Here is a 17,959-nt window from a genome sequence, read left to right as displayed (position 1 = left end):
AGGGTTGGAACCTGCCGATGACGGCTTTGTTGGGGATGCCGGAGCCAAATCCAAACAGAGACCACCAAAACGGAAGCCGGGGATATCAGACCATGACCGCCGATCCGAACGATCCGCTGCCGCACCCGATGCCGATGTCCGATGTCAGGAGCGGCCCCGGCCGGACCCTGCTGCTGGGCGGGTTCAGCCTGGGATTCGCGCTGGGCGGCTTCTTCGACGGGATCCTGCTGCACCAGATCCTGCAATGGCACCATCTGCTCTCCGGCCTCGCCGACCCGGCCTATGCCGACATCGGGGTCCAGATTCTGGTGGACGGGGCGTTCCACGCCCTGATGTACGTGATCGCCGCGGTGGGGCTGTGGCTGCTGTGGCGCGGGCGCCGGGGCGCGGCCGAGGTGGGCGGGCGCCGGCTGATGGGCTGGGCCCTCGTCGGTTTCGGCGTCTGGCACATGCTGGACGGGCTGGTGTCGCACTGGCTGCTGGGGCTGCACCGCATCCGCATGGACGTGGACAACATGCTGTTCTGGGATCTGCTGTGGTTCTTCGCCTTCGGCGTCGCCGCGGTGGCTGCCGGCTGGTGGCTGACGCGGTCCGATGCCGGGCATAGCGGCGGCGGAGCCTTGCGGCGTGCGGCGGCACCGCTTCTGCTGGCGCTGACCACCGGCATCGCCGGGGCGGTCGCCACCCTGCCGCCGCCGGGGGGCACCGCCACGCTGGTTCTGTTCCGCGCCGGCACCTCACCGTCCGAGGCCCTCACCGCCCTGGCCTCCATGGATGGCCGCACGGTTTGGAGCGACCCGAGCGGGCGGCTCTGGGCCATCGACCTGCCGGAAGGCGGCAGCACGCTCGGCCTTTACCGCAAGGGCGCGCTGCTGGTCAGCAACGGCGTGATCCCCGCCGGGTGTCTTGACTGGTTCAGCCCGGCACCCGGCCCGTCCGCCTCGACCGCGCTTTGACCGCCTTCTTTCCGGCGGTCTGCCGTGCTACGGGTCGTTGCGTCGCCTGGGCGGCCCGTCCGGCCAGCACCGCCTTGCGGACGGTCCGCATCGCCGCCGCCTCGATCTGGCCGATGCGCTGGCGCGACAGATTGAACCGCCGGCTGAGTTCGTCGGCGGTCACCGGCTCGTCCAGCAGGCGGCGCGCGATCAGGATCTGACGGTCGCGTTCGGTCAGCCTCTCCAGCCCCAGCGCGATCAGGCGCTTGTGCCGGATACGCTCCTCCGTCTCCGCCAGCGCGGTTTCCTGGTCGGCGCGGTCGTCGGCCAGCAGATCCTGCCACTCCATCTCGCCCTCATCGCCCACGGTGGCGTTCAGCGAGCGGTCGGCGGCGAGCCGGCGGTTCATCTCCACCACCTCGCGCTCCGGAAGGTCCAACTCGGTGGCGATGGCCGCCGCCGCCTCGGGCGACAGGTCGCCGCTGTCCAGCTCCTTCAGCTTGGCCTTCAGGTGGCGCAGGCTGAAGAACAGGGTGCGATGCGCGGTGGTGGAGCCGATCTTCACCAGCGACCAGTTCTGCAGGACATGGTCCTGGATCGCCGCGCGGATCCACCAGTGGGCGTAGGTGGAGAAGCGGAAGCCCCTGTCGGGATCGAACTTCCGCGCGGCGCGCATCAGCCCGATGTTGCCCTCCGCCACCAGATCGGCCAGCGGCAGCCCGTAGCGCCGGAAGCGCTTGGCGACGCCGACCGCCAGACGCAGATGTCCGCCGATCAGCCGGTCCAGCGCCCCGGCATCGTCATGGTCGCGCCAGCGGCGGGCAAGCTCCCGCTCCTCCTCGGCGGTGAGAAGGTCGTAGCGGCGCATGTCCTTCAGGAAGAGGGTCAGCGGTTCGACCGACCGGGTGTCGGAAAGCGGTTGGTTCCTGTTCGGCATGAAAACTCCCTGCCCCGACCGCCCATCGCTCTGCAAGGCCGCCGCCCGCCCTCCCGGTCAGCCGCAGGCCGGGCAGGATACGGGTCGGTCGGAGTCTGGCCCGGAGCCGGCCGCCGCCGCGCCGATGCGCGGGGAGCGTCGCACCAAGGACGCCAATTTCAAGGATGTCGGGGACCACGCTGATGTGGGCTCCCATGCCGGCAAATCAAGGCTTTCGCGGTCCTTCCCGACTCCGCTACCCCTCCGCCGCCGGCCGCGCGGGGGTGACCGCGGGGCGGCGGTGCAGCCGTTCGGTCAGGCGCTGGAAGACGATGAACAGCAGCGGAACGAAGATGATGCCGACCACCGTCGCCGCCACCATGCCGCCGAACACGGTGGTGCCGATCGACCGCCGGCTGGCCGCACCGGCGCCTGTGGCGACCAGCAGCGGCACCGTGCCCAGGATGAAGGCGAGCGCCGTCATCAGGACGGCGCGGAAACGCTGGCGGGCGCCGGCCACCGCGGCATCGACGATGCCCAGGCCGTCGGCCCGCTGCTCCCGCGCGAACTCCACGATCAGGATGGCGTTCTTCGCCGCCAGACCGACCAGCAGGACCAGTCCGATCTGCGCATAGATGTCGTCCGGGAGCCCGGCGGCCCACAGCGCGATGCCGGCCCCCAGCACCGCGACCGACACCGACAGCAGCACCGCCAGCGGCACCAGCCAGTCCTCGTACTGCGCCACCAGGAACAGGTAGCCGAACAGCAGGGCGAAGCCGAACACCATCAGGCCCTGGCTGCCGGTCTGGCTCTCCTGATAGGACAGGCCGGTCCATTCGGTGGCATAGCCCTGCGGCAGGGTGTTCTGCGCCACCGACTGCATGGCGGTCAGCGCCTGGCCGGTGCTGATCCCGGCCGCAGCCTGGCCGTTGACCGAGGCGGACATGAACTGGTTGTAGCGGGTGATGCTGTCGGGAGCCAGCGTGGTGCGCACCGACACCAGGCTGCGCATCGGCACCATGTCGCCGGTCTGGCTGCGGACATAGAGCTGGTCGATCTGCTTCTCCTGTTCGCGGAAGCTGGCGGCATCCTGCACCTTCACCTGGAAGACGCGGCCATAGAGGTTGAAGTCGTTGACGTAGCTGGCGCCGAGATTGGCCTGCAGCGTGCTGAAGATGTCGGCCGGCGACACCCCCAGCAGCGAGGCGCGGGTGCGGTCCACGTCCAGATACAGGTGCGGCACGTCCGCGTTGTAGGTGCTGAACACCGCCTGCAGGTCCGGCTGCTGGTTGGCGGCGACCAGCAGGCCGCGCAGCGCGGCACCCATCTCCTGCGGGGTCTGGCCGCCGGTGGCGAGCACCCGCAGATCGAACCCGCCGGTGGAACCCAGCCCGGGGATGGCCGGCGGGTTGAAGGCGGTCACCGTCGCCTGCGGCAGGGCGCCGAAGCGCGGGCGCAGGCTGCCGATGATGGCATCGACCGTCTCGCTGCTTCCCCGCTCCGCCCAGGGCTTCAGCGCCACGATGATGAGCCCGACGTTGGAGCCCTGGCCGCTGAGAATGCTGAAGCCGGAGATGGAGATGACGTCGGCGACCCCCGGCTCCTGCCTGACGGTTTCGCTGACGCGATCCATCACGGCCTCGGTGCGGATGACCGACGCGGCGCTGGGCAGCTGGACGTTGACGAAGAAGAAGCCCTGGTCCTCCGCCGGCAGGAAGGCGGTGGGCAAGGCCCGCAGCAGGGCGAAGGCGCCGGCGGTGAGCGCCACGAACAGCACCAGCCCGACGATCAGCCGCTGCCCCAGCCCATGAACCAGCCGGCCATAGCGGTCGCGCACGCGGTCCAGCCCGCGGTTGAAGGCCGCCAGCGGCCGCCAGGGCGCCGACGGCGGACGCAGCAGCAGGCCGCACAGCGCCGGGCTGAGCGTCAGCGAGTTGATGCCGGAGATGATGAAGGACGCCGTGATGGTGACGGCGAACTGGCGGTAGAGTTCCCCGGTGATGCCCGGCAGGAAGGCCACCGGCACGAACACCGCCGCCAGCACCAGGGTGGAGGCGACGATGGCGCTGCCGACCTGCCCCATCGCCCGGGCCGACGCCTCTCTCGCGGAAAGCTCGGGATGCTCCTCCATGACGCGGCGGACATTCTCCACCACCACGATGGCGTCGTCGACGACGAGGCCGATGGCGAGGATCAGCGCGAAGAGCGTGATGGTGTTGGCGGTGTAGCCCAGGACAAGCAGCACGGCGAAGACGCCGATGATCGACACCGGAATCGCCAGCGTCGGGATCAGCGTCGCCCGCCAGTCCTGCAGAAAGACGTAGATGACCACAACCACCAGCAGGAAGGTTATGCCGAGCGTCATCACGATCTCTTCGATGGTCGCGGTGACGAATCTGGTGGTGTCGAAGACGATCCCGTATTCCAGCCCCTCGGGGAAACGCTGCGACAGCCGTTGCAACTCCGACCGCACCGAATTGGCGACGTCCAGCGCGTTGGCGTCTGGAGACTGGTAGATGACCAGCGTCGCCGCGGGCGCGCCGTTCAGCTTGGACGTGGAGGTGTAGGACTGCGCCCCCAACTCCACCCGCGCCACGTCGCTGACGCGGACGATGCCGCCATTCTCGTTGCTGCGGATGATGATGTTGGCGAATTCCCGCGGATCGGTCAGACGGCCGCGGGCGATGATGGTCATCTGCTGCTGCTGGTCGCCGCCGATCGGCGGGGAGCCGATCTGGCCGGCGGGGGCCTGGACGTTCTGATTCTGGATGGCGCCGACCACGTCCGCCGCGGTGATGCCCAACGCCGTCATGCGATCCGGGTTCATCCAGATGCGCATGCTGTAATCCAGCGCGCCCAGCACCTGCGCATCGCCGACGCCGGCAACCCGGGCGATGGAATCGCGCAGGTTCAGGCTGACGTAGTTGGAAATGAAAATCGGATCGTACTGGTCGCCTGGGGAATAGACGTTCACCGCCATCAGCATGTTGGACGACTGCTGGCGCACGGTGACGCCCTGGCGCGTCACCTCCGACGGCAGGCTTGCGGTCGCCAGCGACATGCGGTTCTGCACGTTCACCGCGGCGATATCGGGATCGGTGCCGGGGGAGAAGGTGATGGTCAGCGAATAGCTGCCGTTGTCGGTGCTGGTGGAGGACATGTAGAGCATGCCCTCCACGCCGTTCACCTGCGATTCGATGGGAGCGGCGACGCTGTCGGCCACCACCTGGGCGTTGGCGCCGGGATATGTCGCCGACACCTGGACGGTCGGCGGAGTGATCGACGGATACTGCGCGACCGGAATGGTGCTGAGCGCCAGCAGACCGGCGATCAGCGTGACGACCGCGATGACGATCGCCAGATTCGGGCGGCGGATGAAGAGCGCGGAGAACATCGCCTCACTCCTTCGCTGCGCCCGAGGGGGCGCCGGAAGCGGCGCCAGAGGCGCCGCCGCTGCCGCCGGACGCCCTGGCAGGGGCGGCACCGCCCGGTGCGGCGCCCGCCTGCGTATCGTCGGTCATCGGCTCAGCCGGGCTGGGCTGCACGACCATGCCCGGACGCACCTTCTGCACGCCGCCGACCACCACGGTCTCGCCGGCGGTCAGCCCCTTTTCCACCACCAGCATCTGGCCGACCTGCGGCCCGGTCTCCACCGGCCGGCGCTGTACCCGGTTCTGGTCGTCGAGCACCAGGACGTAGCTGCCCTGCTGGTCCTGCTGCACGGCGGCGACGGGCACCACCGGACGCTGTTCCGGCTGGTCGCGGCGGACCCGAACGGTCACATACTGGCCGGGCAGCAGAAGGCGCTTCGGGTTCGCGAAGGCGGCGCGGATGCTGACGGTGCCGGTCTGCGGATCGACACTGTTGTTGGTGAAATCGATCTTGCCCTGTTCGGCATATTCGCTGCCGTCGGACAGGACCAGCGTCGGCACGAACTTGTCCGCCGCCTGGGCCGGCTGCGTGATGTCGAGCCGGCGCTGGAGGGCCAGCAGGTCGCGGTCGGCGACGGAGAAGACGACGCGGATCGGGTCGAGCTGCATCACCGTCGCCAGCACGCCGGTGGACGGGCCGACGAGGTTGCCCTGGGTCACGGACGTGGCGCCGATGCGGCCTCTCACCGGGCTGGTGATGCGGGTGTAGCCCAGGTTGATTTCGGCCGTGCGGACCTGCGCCTGGTTCATCATCACGTCCGCCTGGGCGGCGTCGCGGTCGGCCAGCGCCTGATCCAGCTGCGCCTGCGAGACGTTGCCCCCCTGCCGCAGTTCCTGGGTGCGGCCGTAGGCGCTCTCCGCCTCGCGCTGCTTGGCCTCGGCACTGGCGAGCTGGGCCTTGGCACTGTCCAACGCCGTCTGGTAGGGCGCCTGCTCGATCACATAGAGCAGGTCGCCCGCATTGACGTTCTGCCCCTCCTGGAAGGCGACCTGCTCCAACGTGCCCTCGATCCGCGGCCGCGCTTCGAAGGAGCGGATCGCCTCGACCCGGCCGATGAAATCCGTCGCCGGGGCCACGTCGCGGACTTGAACCGGAATGGTGGTCACCGCGGGCGGCGGCGCGTTCCGCCCCGCGCCCGACTGGCCCTGCCCCCTCGCGGGTCCGGCGGCGAACAGTCCCGTGAGCACGGCCGCGCAGAGAGCGGAAATGACGCGGGCACGGCAGGGATGAGCAGCGGCCATCACGGTCTCCGGCGACATTTCCGATTGGCCCGCATCCATCCCGTATCCGTGCGGATGTCCGAGCGGCCATCTTTGCATCAACACCTCAGCGGCCGTTTTGCTCCCTCGCCTACGGCCGGTCAGGCGGAAACGTCGCCTTGCCGGGAACATCCCGTCCTTCCGGTCATTGGACAGACGGAGAGATCCCGGAATTCCAAGAGGGCACGCCATGCCGACAGACGCCTTTCCCTTTGTTCCCTACTGCGGCGCGCCGCCGGTGCCCGGAGGCTTGTCGACGGCCTGGAACACCGATCCATGGCTGCTGGCCGTCTTCGGCCTGGCTGCGGTCGGGCTGGCCGCGGTTACGGGACGGGCACGGACTGCGGCGGGCACTTCCGGCCACCGCTCCTGGTGCCTCGCCGCCGGCTGGCTGGTCCTGGGCATCGCCTTCATCTCTCCGCTATGCAACCTGACCTCCGCCCTGTTCTCCGCCCGCGTCGCCCAGCATCTGCTGACCGTGCAGGTCGCGGCCCCGCTGTTCGTGCTCGGCTGGCCGGCCGGGGCGGTGGGCTGGCCGCGCTGGCTTCGGACGGCGGTCAGGCCGCTGGAGCGGCCGGAACTGGCCTGGGGCCTGTTCGGCGTCACGCTGTGGATCTGGCACCTGCCGGGGCCCTACATGGCGGCGCTGGCCAACGACGCCGTGCTGTGGCTGATGCACGGCACGCTGCTTGCCGGAGCGGTGGCGGCGTGGCGCAGCATTCTGGCGCCGGCCGGGAACGCCATGCGCCTGCGCGGGCTGCTGGCGGCCTTCGGCACCTCGGTCCACCTGGCGATGCTGGCGGGCCTGCTGATCTTCGCCGGGACGCCCCTGTTTCCCTACCACCTGACCACCACCGCCGCCTGGGGCCTGTCGCCGCTGGCCGATCAGCAGCTCGGCGGGGTCATCATGGGAGTGGTCGGTGCGCTCGGCTACGTGGCGCTGGTGCTGGCCGGCGCGGCGCGCTGGCTGCGGCAGAGCGCCGACGATCGGATCTGGGACGAACGGATCTGGGACGAACGGATTTGGAGCAAGCGCATCGAAGACGGCCGGTTCTCCGGCGGAAAGGCCGGGTGAGGGCATGCGGCGTATTGTGACGACCCTCGCCCTGGCGGCGGTGGCGGCCGGCATCGGCGGGCTGCTGTTCGCGTGGTCCGGCCTCTACAGCGTCGCGGCAACCAAGGAACACTGGAAGCCCGTCGAGATGTTCTTCGAGATGGCGATGCGCAGCTCGGTCGAGACGCATGCCGCATTCGTCGAGGAGCCGCCCGACCTGAACGACCCGGCGCTGGTCCGCCGTGGCGCCGGCCATTACGAGGACGGCTGCGCCCCCTGTCACGGCGCGCCGGACGCGCCGCGCAACCCGATCTCCCGCCACATGATGCCGGAACCGCCCTATCTGCCGGATCAGGTGGTGGACTGGGGGCCGCGGGAGCTGTACTGGATTACCCTGAACGGCATCAAGTATGCCGGCATGCCGGCCTGGCCGGCGCAGCAGCGCAAGGACGAACCCTGGGCGGTTACCGCCTTTCTCCTGCGGCTCAATGGGATGAGCGCGGAAGAATACCGCGGCCTCGCTTTCGGAGAGACCCGATCGGAAGGCAATCCCCGTGTTGCCGACCTGACCGGCCCGGTCAGCGGCCCGGAAACCGCCGGGCTGGACGCGACGCTGCAGGACTGCGCCCGCTGCCACGGGCGGGACGGCAATGACGGCGCCGACGGCGCCTTCCCGCGGCTCGCCGGGCAGTCGGCGGATTATCTGTACGAGACGCTGCGGGCCTATGCCCAGGGCAACCGCTTCAGCGGCATCATGCAGCCGATCGCCGCCGGGCTGGACGACGAGACCATCCGCGCGCTGGCCGACCATTACGCCGCCCAAAAGCCTGCAATGCCAAGCTTTGCAGCGGCGGAACCCGATCCGGGAATGCTGGAGCTGGGCCGGCGGATCGCCGAATCCGGCGATCCGGGACGCGGCGTCGCCGCCTGTTCCGGCTGTCATGAAGGGACGGGCGCCAGCCGCCATGCCCGCGACCCGCGCTACCCCACGCTGGAAGGGCTCCATGCCTCCTACATCGCCGGCCAGCTGCGGCTGTGGCGCGACGAGGCGCGCGGCAACACGGCGCTGTCCCGGATCATGGAAGCCGCCGTCCGCCGAATGACCGACGAGCAGATCGACGCCGTCGCCGAGTATTACTCCCGCCGCGCTCACGGTGACGCCTTGGCGAATGGCGATGACGGAAAATCCTGAGACGACGCCAGGGAACAAGAAGGCCCGCCGCTGATTGTTCATCACATGACCCAGCTGTCGCTTGCCGTGCGGCAGGACAGTACAGGCCGCACCGGGCGGCGGGTCGCCAACATCGAAGCGTAATCGAGAAGGATGGCAACCATGCTTGGGAATTCGAAGGGGATTTCGAAGATCATCATGACCGCTACGGCCGCCGGCGCCCTGTTCGCGCTCAGCGCCTGCGGCAGCACGGAGACCTCGCGGACGGCGACCGGCGCGGGCAGCGGTGCCGTGGCCGGCGCCGTCGTCGGCGGCCCGGTCGGTGCGGTGGTCGGCGGCGTCGGCGGTGCCGTTGCCGGCAACAGCATGGACGAAAGCCTGAGCAAGAAGACCGACCGCGCGACCGACCGCGCCACCGCGGAGGTCCGGGAAGAGACGTCGGGCAGCGGCTCCGACCGGACGTCGGCCCGCCGCTCCGGCAGCATGTCCTCCAGCAACCTCAGCAGCGAGCAGGTGCGCGAAATCCAGCAGGCGCTGAACGACCGCACCGACGGCCGCGACATCGCCGTCGACGGCGTGTGGGGCGCCAACACCCGCAGCGCCCTGATGCGGTTCCAGCGCGAGAACGGCCTGCGCGTCACCGGCCGCGCCGACGAGCAGACCATGGCCGCGCTGAACCTGAACGACAGCACCGGCACGGCCAACAACACCGGCACCGCCGGCAGCACGAACACGACCGGCAACATGGGCACCGGCACCACGGGAACGACCGGCACCGTGCCGAGCGACACCCCGCAGAACCAGAGCACCCCGCAGGGCTCGATGGGCCAGACCGGCACCCAGCAGTAATCCCGGCAGTCATAATCTGAAACCGCATCGCCGGTTTCGGGACATCCACGGCGGCCCCTCCGGCCGCCGCAGGTGCCTCGAAACCGGCGAAGTCTTTTTCACGATGCCGGCAACGCCATCGGATCACATAGGCTCCAACTTGCCGCTTTGATGGCTCTTGAAGCCAAGCACATCGCAGATCGCCCGTCATCCCCGTGAAAGCGGAGTTGACGGGCGGAAAACGCGGGGCCATCGGGACGCGCGCAAAGTCCCGTAAGTCAGCGCCTATTCATCGGGCCGGGGCATCGGGCCTGTTCATCGGATCGGGCATCACCCGCAGGCCGGCACCAGCAGCGCCGGCAGGCCGACCCACAGGATGGCGACCAGGGCCGCGCCCGCCCCGGCGACCACGAACCAGCGGGCGAAACGGCGCGGATCGGCGGAAGCGACATGCCCCGCCGGTCCCGCCCCGCGCAACGCCATCACCAGCAGCACCGCGACCCACGCCATCGCCAGCACGGTCGCGGCGGCGACCAGCGTCGCGGACATCGGATAGCCGAACAGCGTCGCCCCCTCCGGCACCCGCGCGCAGACCGCGCCGTTGATGGCGTAGACCACGCCGAAATGCCCGATCCAGACCAGGAACGGCCCCATCATCGCCGCGAAGGTGACGGGAAAGCTGCGGCCCGACATGACGCACCTCCAGAGTTTCAGGACGGGTCAGATCGCAAGACGGGGGAACAGGTGCAGGAGCAGCAGAGCCGCCCCCCCCTGCGCCGCGCTGTACCAGCCCATCAGCATGGTGTTGTCGAAGGTCACCCGCCGCTCGGCATGCAGAAGCCCGGCGGCCGAACGGGCCAGCGTATAGCCCAGCATCAGCGTCATCACCGCCACATGGAACGCCTGCCATGCCAGCAGCATGTAGGTGATGGCGCCATAGGCGCTGTCGGAGCCGACAAGGCCGGTGCCGATCTGGGCATTGGCGTCCAGCAGGATGCCGCCGACCATCGCCGCCCAGGCCACGATCAGCCCGATGCGGACGCGGCCATGCCGGTTGCGGTCGACGGCCCTGCGCGCCCAGCCGATGGCCAGCGCCGACAACCCCCAGAGCGCCAGCCCGCCGGCCAGCCAGGGCAGTCCCGGCAGCCCGTCCCCGCCCACCGGCCAGACGTCGGGGCTGACCGTCCACAGGAACAGGTAGGTGAAGATCAGGCAGGCGAAAGCGGTGCCGTCCACCAGCAGCAGGACGATAACGCCCCACCAGGAATGGTTCTTCGGCCCCTGCACATAGACCGGCACGCGCCAGCCGCCGCCGACATCCTGCGGCGGGTGGTCGGCGCCCCTGTCGAGGCTCCAGACCCACCAGATCACCATGGCGATGGCCAGCACCGCCGGGACCAGCGACTGATAATACCACTGCACGGTCAGGCAGATGAAATGCAGCGCGGTGAACAGCCCGGCCAGGAACGGTCCCCAATGCGGACCCGGCAGCGGCATCAGATATTGCGGCTTGGCCTCGATCGGGCTGGTGACGATGGTCTCGCGCCGGCCGGTCGGGGTGCCGGGCAGGAAATGGGCGCCCTCGTGCACCTCGCGCGGAAGGTTCGGATTGTCCCACAGGGGATAGAGGCCGGTGACGTGCGGGATACTGCGGGTGGCGTAGCTCTCGTTCGGCAGCCATTCCAGCGTCCCGGCGTTCCACGGGTTGTCGGGCGCCTTCCGGCCGCCCCCGAAGGCGCTGCGCGCGATGTCGATCAGCACCACCAGCACGCCCAGCGCCAGCACGAAGGAGCCGACCGTCGAGATCATGTTCAGCAGGTTCCAACCGAGGTCGCCGGGGTAGGTGTAGACCCGCCGCGGCATCCCCATCAGGCCGGCGATGTGCATGGGGAAGAAGGCGACATTGAAGCCGATGAACATCAGCCAGAAGGCCCAGCGCCCCAGCCGCTCCGACAGCATCCGCCCGTTCAGCGTCGGCCACCAGTGGTAAAGCCCGGCGAAGACCGGGAACACCATGCCGCCGATCAGCACGTAATGCAGATGCGCGACGATGAAATAGCTGTCATGGGCCTGCCAGTCGAAGGGCACCACCGCCACCATCACGCCGGTCAGCCCGCCCAGCACGAAGATGAACAGGAAGCCGAACAGGAAATGGGTCGCGACCGTCCATTGCACCCGCCCCGCCCCCAGCGTGGCGATCCAGGCGAAGACCTGGATGCCGCTGGGCACCGCCACCGCCATGCTGGCGGCGGAAAAGAAGCTGAGGGACAGCGACGGGATGCCGGTGGTGAACATGTGGTGGACCCACAGCCCGAAGCTGAAGAACCCGGTGCCGACCAGCGCCAGCACCACCCAGTCATGCCCGACCAGCGGCCGGCGGGCCAGCGTCGGCACCATCATCGACACCAGCCCGGCCGCCGGCAGGAAGATGATGTAGACCTCCGGATGTCCGAAGAACCAGAACAGATGCTGCCACAGCAGCGGGTCGCCGCCCTTCTCCGCGATGAAGAAAGGCCAGTCGAAGGCGCGCTCCAACTCCAGAAGGATGGTGGCGACGATGACGGCGGGAAAGGCGAAGATGATCATCCCCGCCATCACCAACATCGACCAGGCATAGATCGGCAGCTTGTCCAGCGTCATGCCGGGCGGGCGGGTGCGCAGGATGCCGATGACGATCTCGATGGCGCCGGCGATGGCCGAGATCTCGATGAAGCCGATGCCGAGCAGCCAGAAGTCGGTGTTGATGCCGGGCGAATACTCCTTGCTGGTCAGCGGCGGGTACATGAACCAGCCGCCGTCGGGTGCGACGCCGAAGATCAGCGAGCAGAAGAAGAAGATGCCGCCGAAGAAATAGGCCCAGAAGGCGAAGGCCGACAGCCGGGGGAACGGCAGGTCGCGCGCCGCCAGCATCGAGGGCAGCAGGAAGACGGCGATGGCCTCGACGATCGGCACGGCGAACAGGAACATCATCCCGGTGCCGTGGACCGTGAAGAACTGGTTGTAGGTGCCGTGGTCGAGCAGGTCGTTCCCCGGCATCGCCAGCTGCAGCCGCATCACCAGCGCCAGCACCCCGGCGATCAGGAAGAACAGCAGAGCCGTGCCGATGTACCAGACGCCGACCTTGTTGTTGTTGACCGCCGTCAGGCGCGAGATTCCCGGCGGCAGCCGCCAGACGCGGATCAGCCCTTCCTCCTCCCCCGGCGGCCGGGGAAGCGGGTTGGGCGTCGGCCGGCCGCCGGTGAACTCGTTGCGGGGCTCATCGGTGCGCAGGGTCATTTCAGGCTCTCCAGCCAGGCGGCCATGGCGTTCAGGGTCTCGCCGTCGGTCACGTCGAAGGACGGCATGCGGTTCTCTGGCTTGATGTGCTGGGAGCCGCCGATCCAGGCGGCGATGGTTTCCACCCGCGTCGGCAGCGTCCCGGCGGCGAGCGAGGCGCGCGCGCCGATGCGGCTGAGGTCAGGCCCGGTCATCGCCTCCGCCTCGGTGCCGCGCACCGCGTGGCAGGACTGGCAGCCGAGGGCGAAGAAGGCGTCACGGCCACGCGCCAGCTCCGGCGTTGCGGGTTCCGGCACCGGACGGCGCTGCGCCGCCATCCAGGCGTCGAACTCGTCGGCCGGCAGAACCCGGACGTCGAAGGCCATCAGGGCGTGCTGCGCCCCGCAATATTCGGCGCATTGGCCGCGGTAGAGCCCCGGCCGCTGCGCCACCACCGGCAGGCGGTTCACATGGCCGGGGATCATGTCCATCTTGCCGGCGATGCTGGGCACCCAGAAGCTGTGGATCACGTCCGCGCTGGCGACCCGCAGTTCCACCGGCCGGCCGGCCGGCAGCACGATCTCGTTGGCGGCGCGCAGCGGCTCCTGCCCCGGCACGAGGTAGCGGACGTCCCACCACCACATCAGCCCGGTGACCTCCACCACGAAGGCGGGTTCCGGGGCCAGCGTCGCCAGCCGGCGGGCCAGGGCGAATTCATGAATCTGAAGCGCGGTCAGCGTGATGACCGGGAACAGGATGCCGCCGCCGATCACCCAGGCGCTGCGGCCGGGAAAGCGCTCCGGCCGGACGAAGGCGGCATAGAGCGCCAGCGCCATCACCACCAGGAAGATCGCCGCCCCGCCGATGAACAGGATCCAGCTGGTGGCCAGGATCTCCTGCGCGCTGACGCCGGCCGCGTCCAGCGCCGACTGCCTCCCCTCGCACCCGGCAAGCACCAGAACCGCCGCCGGCAGGGCCGGCCGCAGTCGTTTTCCCGCCATACGCCGGCCCGGCCAGTCCATGCCCCCTCCTCCCGTCGGGGGAAGCTCATAGCCCCTCACCCCATTTCCCCACCTCCAACGTTCCACCAGGGTCAACACAGCAGAGGCTCGGCGGTTTCATCGATGCCGCCAACTTCCTTTGGAAAATGCGGAAACCTGTGCGTGGCCTTGAGCGTTGATCCTCGAATGCCGGCAGCGTCAACCGCGCGGCCGAGGGGGAGACGACGCATGACCGCCGATACCGGCCGGCCCGAAACCGATTCACCGGACAGGCCCGCCTACGAGGACAACCGCTCCTTCCTGGTGGGTTTGGCCCGCGCCTTCGCCGGGGCGCTGATCTTCTCGCTGCCGATGCTGATGACGATGGAGATGTGGTGGATCGGCTTCACCATGACGCCCTGGCGGCTGGCGCTTCTGCTGATCCTGCTCATCCCGCTGCTGATCGGGCTGTCGGTGGTCAGCGGCTTCAAGGTCAACGACAGCCTGCGCGACGACATCGCCGACGCCTTCGTCGCCATCGCGGTGGCGGTGGTCATGTCGGCGGTCATCCTCGGCATCTTCAATGTCCTGACCTTCGACATGCCCGCGCGCGAGGTGATCGGCAAGATCGCCCTGCAGAGCTTCCCCGCCGCCATCGGCGCCATGCTGGCCCGCGACCAGCTCGGTGAGAAGACGCCCGAGAGCACGCAGCGCCAGGAGTCCATGACATACGGGCAGGAGCTGTTCCTGATGGGGGTCGGCGCCCTCTTCCTCGGCCTCAACATCGCCCCGACGGAGGAGATGATCCTGCTGTCCTACATGATGGACCCGTGGCGGGAGATCGCGCTGCTGCTGCTGTCGCTCGTGCTGATGCACGCATTCGTCTATGCGGTGGAGCTGCCCGGCGGATCGAAGCCGTCCGTCGGCGTCGGATTCTGGAGCCTGTTCCTGCGCTTCACCGTCGTCGGCTACGTCATCGTGCTGGCGATCTGCCTCTATCTGCTGTGGACCTTCGGCCGGACCGACGGCACCGGGCTGGCCGAGATCATCAGCGCCACCGTCGTCCTGGGCTTCCCCAGCGCCATCGGCGCGGCGGCCGCCCGCCTGATCCTGTGACCGGAAGGAAGGGCACCTCCATGACCCCGAAAGGCGCCCCGGCCCCCCGGCGGAACGCCGCCGCGACGGAGCGGACCGACCCTCCGCCGGAACCGGCGGATCGAAGACCGGACAGGAGCGCGACGGAGCGTACGGCGCCGACCTCCCCTCTGGAATGGGTGGCGGCGGGCATCGGCGCCCTGCTGATCGCCGCGATGATCGTCTACATGGTGCAATACGGCCTTCGGGAACACGCCGAAGTGCCCGGCCGGATCGACTTCACCGTCACGGAAACCCAGGCGGGCAGCCATGGCCATACCGTCCGCTTCCAGATCCGCAACCGCACCGCCGCCACGGCCGCCACCTTGCGCGTGCGCGGGGAACTGCGCTCCGGCGACCGAGTGGTCGAAACGTCGGAGGTCGAATTCGACTATCTCCCGCCCTATTCGGAACGCTTCGGCGGCCTGATCTTCCAGCGGGATCCCGCCCGCTTCGAGCTGCGCATCTTCCCCACCGGCTATAGCGAGCCGTAGCGGGCTCCCCGGCCCCTTCCGATCCGGCCCGATCCGCTCGATCGACCCAGCCATGTCCGTCCGAATGATCGACAGCGGCGCGAACCGTGGTTAAATAGCGCCTATTCAACCAGCCGCACCGCTCCTGCCGGGCGTGGTGCCGATGCAGGGCGGGACAGGACGGCCATGGACAAGCTACACGCGATGCGCGTCTTCGTTCGGGTTGTGGAAGCCAACAGCTTCACCAAGGCGGCCGATACTTTGGGGCTGCCGCGCGCCTCCGTCACCACCACCATCCAGAACCTGGAAGCGTCGCTGGGCATCCGGCTTCTGCAGCGGACGACGCGCAAGCTGAACCTGACGCTGGACGGCGCCGCCTATCTGGAAGGCGCCACCCGCATCCTGCAGGAGCTGGAGGAGGTCGAATCCTCCTTCACCAGCGCGCGCAAGACGCCGCGCGGCCGGCTGCGCGTGGACATGCCGGGTTCCATCGGCCGGCTCCTCATCATCCCGGCGATCCACGAGTTCCACAGGGCCTATCCCGACATCGAACTGATGCTGGGCCTCAGCGACCGGCCCATCGACCTGATCCAGGAGGGGGTGGACTGCGTGCTGCGCGTGGGCGAGCTTCAGGACTCCAGCCTGATCGCCCGGCGGGTCGGCGCCTTCCGGCCGGTGACCTGCGCCAGCCCGGCATATCTCGCCGCCCACGGCACGCCGAAGACGCTGGACGAGTTGCAGAGCCATGTCGCCGTCAAGTATTTCACCCGCACCGGCAAGGTCCACGAACCCAGCTTCGAGCAGGACGGGGTGGAGCGCGAGGTGAAGATGGCCGGCACCGTCTCGGTCAACGACGCCGACGCCTACGTCACCTGCGGAGTGGAGGGGCTTGGCATCGTCCAGCCCCCCCGCTTCATGGCCCTGCCCCACCTGCACAGCGGCACCCTGGTGGAAATCCTGCCGGACTGGCGCCCGGCCCTGATGCCGATCTCCGCCCTCTACCCGCAGAACCGCCACCTGTCGCCCAAGGTGCGGGTGTTCGTCGACTGGGTGGCCGAGCTTTTCGAGCGCTGCCCGCTGATGCAGGGAGAGGATCTGCCGATCGACGCCTGCCGCGGCGAGGCGCACCGGCCCAAGATGCCGGAAAAGGCGCAGAAGCTGCCGGTCGCCGTCGATTCCGTCGTCATGGAGCAGGAGGGTGCCTGCCTCTGCGTCGTGTGAGGCCATGGCCGGACGAAGGTTTTGGCGGCGCGCCATCGGATGCATGACCTTCTCAAACAGGCAGCGATAATATCCTTACCCGCCCTGCACGCTTCCATCGAAGCGTCACCGGAACCGAAGCGCGGTCGGAACCTCTGCCTTGTCCGGAGCCGATCCCCGCAGGCTTGGATTGCAACGGGTCACGACCATATGGCTGGGCATGGAGCCGAACCCCCGATCCACGCCCGACCGACGGACCATTCTTGCCGCCGCCGCTGCTTCCGCCGTCGGCTCCCTGCTGCCGCGTTCCCTCTCCGCTACGGTTGCCGAGCCCCCGGCTGTGGCCAAGTCGCTGGATTCGACGCTGCTGACCCGCGCGCTCGACCGCGCCGCGAGCCTGGATCAGCTCCACGCGCTGGTGATCGGCCGGCACAGCACCGTGGTGGCCGCGGAGGCCTTCCGGGGACCGCCGGTCAAGCGCGCGGTGAACGTCAAATCCGTATCCAAGACGATCGTCGCCTCGCTGACCGGCATCGCGCTCGACCGCGGCTTGCTGGACGGCACCGATGCGACGCTGCGCGAGGTGGCGCCGGGGTTGATCCCCAAGGGTGCGGATCCGCGGGTGGGCGGGATCACCATCGCGCAGCTTCTCACCATGCAGGCGGGGCTCGAGCCGACCTCGGGGCCGGGATACGGCCGCTGGATCGAAAGCCGCAACTGGGTCGCCGATGCCCTCGGCCGGCCCTTCGTCGCCGAGCCGGGCGAGCGGATGATCTATTCGACCGGCAGCTATCATATACTGGGCGCGGTGCTGGCCCACGTCTCCGGGCGCAGCCTGCTGTCCCTGGCGCGGGAGTGGCTGGGCCGGCCGCTGGGCATCGAACTGGCGGGCTGGACGCGCGATCCGCAGGGTTTCTACCTGGGCGGCAACAACATGGTGCTGTCGCCGCTGGACCTGTTCCGCTTCGGCGAGATGTGGAGCCGCGGCGGCGTCTGGGACGGGCGCCCGGTGGTCAGCGCGGCCTGGGCGCAGGCATCCTGGGTGCCGCGGACCCGCTCGCCCTATTCCGGCGACGCCTATGGCTATGGCTGGTTCCTGGCGGAGTCGAACAACCATCGCATCGCCTATGCGCGCGGCTATGGCGGCCAGATGCTGTATCTGGTTCCGTCGCTGGGCCTGACCGTCGTCGTCACCTCCGACCCCGCCCGGCCGGCCCGGTCGGACGGCTATGTCGGTGAGTTGGGCGACCTGCTGACCGGCCACATCATGCCGGCGGCGGAGCGGGCATGACCGGCGGCGCCCTGCCCCTTGGAAGCCTGCC

General features: G+C 69.1%; 14 protein-coding genes. 8 read left to right on the top strand and 6 right to left on the bottom strand.

Annotated elements, in window-relative coordinates:
• Positions 1-92 precede the first annotated feature (92 nt).
• Entirely contained in the window at positions 93-956 is an 864-nt protein-coding gene (locus tag DM194_RS12835) for a DUF2243 domain-containing protein (RefSeq protein ID WP_246024375.1), read from the top strand.
• Here the strand turns inward: DM194_RS12835 and DM194_RS12830 are convergent.
• The 3 genes from DM194_RS12830 to DM194_RS12820 all read right to left on the bottom strand — a co-directional run bounded on the left by DM194_RS12830 (position 916) and on the right by DM194_RS12820 (position 6,524).
• Positions 916-1,872 (bottom strand): RNA polymerase factor sigma-32, encoded by a 957-nt coding sequence (locus tag DM194_RS12830; protein ID WP_111068019.1) that lies wholly within the window; start codon positions 1,870-1,872, stop codon positions 916-918. The genes DM194_RS12835 and DM194_RS12830 overlap by 41 nt on opposite strands.
• Before the next feature lie 235 nt (positions 1,873-2,107).
• Entirely contained in the window at positions 2,108-5,245 is a 3,138-nt protein-coding gene (locus tag DM194_RS12825) for an efflux RND transporter permease subunit (protein ID WP_111068018.1), read from the bottom strand.
• A 4-nt stretch (positions 5,246-5,249) separates the two neighbouring features.
• Entirely contained in the window at positions 5,250-6,524 is a 1,275-nt protein-coding gene (locus DM194_RS12820; RefSeq protein ID WP_111068649.1) for an efflux RND transporter periplasmic adaptor subunit, read from the bottom strand.
• A 208-nt stretch (positions 6,525-6,732) separates the two neighbouring features.
• On the opposite strand from DM194_RS12820, the gene DM194_RS12815 reads away from it, so the two are divergent.
• The 3 genes from DM194_RS12815 (at position 6,733) to DM194_RS12805 (ending at position 9,616) form a co-directional block, all read left to right on the top strand.
• Positions 6,733-7,617: a cytochrome c oxidase assembly protein gene (locus DM194_RS12815; protein WP_111068017.1), complete on the top strand. Its 885-nt coding sequence runs from the start codon at positions 6,733-6,735 to the stop codon at positions 7,615-7,617.
• A 16-nt stretch (positions 7,618-7,633) separates the two neighbouring features.
• Positions 7,634-8,788 (top strand): c-type cytochrome, encoded by a 1,155-nt coding sequence (locus DM194_RS12810; RefSeq protein WP_246024374.1) that lies wholly within the window; start codon positions 7,634-7,636, stop codon positions 8,786-8,788.
• 177 nt (positions 8,789-8,965) lie between these two features.
• Positions 8,966-9,616 (top strand): peptidoglycan-binding domain-containing protein, encoded by a 651-nt coding sequence (locus tag DM194_RS12805; protein ID WP_246024373.1) that lies wholly within the window; start codon positions 8,966-8,968, stop codon positions 9,614-9,616.
• Between the two features lie 309 nt (positions 9,617-9,925).
• Here the strand turns inward: DM194_RS12805 and DM194_RS12800 are convergent, their stop codons facing one another.
• The 3 genes from DM194_RS12800 to coxB are packed head-to-tail and all read right to left on the bottom strand — an operon-like array spanning position 9,926 to position 13,851.
• The gene (locus DM194_RS12800; RefSeq protein WP_111068014.1) at positions 9,926-10,288 is read right to left on the bottom strand and encodes a hypothetical protein; all 363 of its coding nucleotides are present in this window, start codon (positions 10,286-10,288) and stop codon (positions 9,926-9,928) included.
• 27 nt (positions 10,289-10,315) lie between these two features.
• Entirely contained in the window at positions 10,316-12,871 is a 2,556-nt protein-coding gene (gene ctaD, locus DM194_RS12795; protein ID WP_111068013.1) for a cytochrome c oxidase subunit I, read from the bottom strand.
• A complete protein-coding gene (coxB, locus tag DM194_RS12790; RefSeq protein ID WP_246024372.1) occupies positions 12,868-13,851 on the bottom strand; it encodes a cytochrome c oxidase subunit II in 984 nt (327 codons plus the stop codon). Before coxB ends, ctaD begins: the two co-directional genes overlap by 4 nt.
• Before the next feature lie 228 nt (positions 13,852-14,079).
• On the opposite strand from coxB, the gene DM194_RS12785 reads away from it, so the two are divergent.
• The 4 genes from DM194_RS12785 (at position 14,080) to DM194_RS12770 (ending at position 17,928) form a co-directional block, all read left to right on the top strand.
• Positions 14,080-14,946 (top strand): TIGR02587 family membrane protein, encoded by an 867-nt coding sequence (locus DM194_RS12785; protein ID WP_111068011.1) that lies wholly within the window; start codon positions 14,080-14,082, stop codon positions 14,944-14,946.
• Between the two features lie 20 nt (positions 14,947-14,966).
• A complete protein-coding gene (locus DM194_RS12780; RefSeq protein WP_111068010.1) occupies positions 14,967-15,458 on the top strand; it encodes a TIGR02588 family protein in 492 nt (163 codons plus the stop codon).
• Positions 15,459-15,623: 165 nt separating this feature from the next.
• On the top strand, positions 15,624-16,658 hold the full coding sequence (locus DM194_RS12775) for a LysR family transcriptional regulator (protein ID WP_111068009.1): 1,035 nt from the start codon (positions 15,624-15,626) through the stop codon (positions 16,656-16,658).
• 199 nt (positions 16,659-16,857) lie between these two features.
• Positions 16,858-17,928: a serine hydrolase domain-containing protein gene (locus tag DM194_RS12770; protein ID WP_111068008.1), complete on the top strand. Its 1,071-nt coding sequence runs from the start codon at positions 16,858-16,860 to the stop codon at positions 17,926-17,928.
• The last annotated feature ends 31 nt before the right edge of the window (positions 17,929-17,959 follow it).

Origin of the sequence: Azospirillum ramasamyi (assembly GCF_003233655.1) — a bacterium.
In the GTDB taxonomy this organism is placed as follows: domain Bacteria; phylum Pseudomonadota; class Alphaproteobacteria; order Azospirillales; family Azospirillaceae; genus Azospirillum; species Azospirillum ramasamyi.
Note: the sequence above shows the minus strand (reverse complement) of the source record. Positions and strands in the feature narration are given on the sequence as shown.

Coding starts and splice junctions, on each gene's coding strand:
- DM194_RS12785 (WP_111068011.1), top strand. CDS start 14,080: ATGACCGCCGATACCGGCCGGCCCGAAACCGATTCACCGGACAGGCCC.
- DM194_RS12775 (WP_111068009.1), top strand. CDS start 15,624: ATGGACAAGCTACACGCGATGCGCGTCTTCGTTCGGGTTGTGGAAGCC.
- DM194_RS12820 (WP_111068649.1), bottom strand. CDS start 6,524: ATGGCCGCTGCTCATCCCTGCCGTGCCCGCGTCATTTCCGCTCTCTGC.
- ctaD (WP_111068013.1), bottom strand. CDS start 12,871: ATGACCCTGCGCACCGATGAGCCCCGCAACGAGTTCACCGGCGGCCGG.
- DM194_RS12830 (WP_111068019.1), bottom strand. CDS start 1,872: ATGCCGAACAGGAACCAACCGCTTTCCGACACCCGGTCGGTCGAACCG.
- DM194_RS12800 (WP_111068014.1), bottom strand. CDS start 10,288: ATGTCGGGCCGCAGCTTTCCCGTCACCTTCGCGGCGATGATGGGGCCG.
- DM194_RS12780 (WP_111068010.1), top strand. CDS start 14,967: ATGACCCCGAAAGGCGCCCCGGCCCCCCGGCGGAACGCCGCCGCGACG.
- DM194_RS12815 (WP_111068017.1), top strand. CDS start 6,733: ATGCCGACAGACGCCTTTCCCTTTGTTCCCTACTGCGGCGCGCCGCCG.
- DM194_RS12770 (WP_111068008.1), top strand. CDS start 16,858: ATGGAGCCGAACCCCCGATCCACGCCCGACCGACGGACCATTCTTGCC.
- coxB (WP_246024372.1), bottom strand. CDS start 13,851: ATGGCGGGAAAACGACTGCGGCCGGCCCTGCCGGCGGCGGTTCTGGTG.
- DM194_RS12835 (WP_246024375.1), top strand. CDS start 93: ATGACCGCCGATCCGAACGATCCGCTGCCGCACCCGATGCCGATGTCC.
- DM194_RS12805 (WP_246024373.1), top strand. CDS start 8,966: ATGACCGCTACGGCCGCCGGCGCCCTGTTCGCGCTCAGCGCCTGCGGC.
- DM194_RS12825 (WP_111068018.1), bottom strand. CDS start 5,245: ATGTTCTCCGCGCTCTTCATCCGCCGCCCGAATCTGGCGATCGTCATC.